This window comes from Alteromonas sp. G4i13 (assembly GCF_054960505.1).
Window position 1 is genome coordinate 1 of sequence record NZ_JBHNYX010000144.1, and the last position, 242, is coordinate 242.

1 pseudogene is annotated in these 242 nt (G+C 40.9%); it reads right to left on the reverse strand.

The annotated features are described in order from the left end of the window. Positions 1 to 213 (reverse strand): annotated as a pseudogene (locus tag ACFI6J_RS21675) (hypothetical protein); the annotation flags it as partial. Positions 214 to 242: the final 29 nt, after the last annotated feature.

Genomic DNA, 242 nt, shown 5'->3' on the forward strand with positions numbered 1-242 from the left:
TCTACCCCTGCTGACTTCTTGATATTCAACAGCAATGAGCTCAGGAAAACACGGAAGGTATATTCTATGCTCTTCCCACTCTACTAAATGGCTAAAGTCACTGTCATAGAGTGAAAGGCTATCAGGCTCTGTACTATTCAAAGGCATTGCTTTAGCAAGTACAGTCGACTTGTAGACCCAAAAAATACCAATATGAGGCAGCTTAGTTTTCATCTTGTATATCTCCAACATGTTGACGTCAC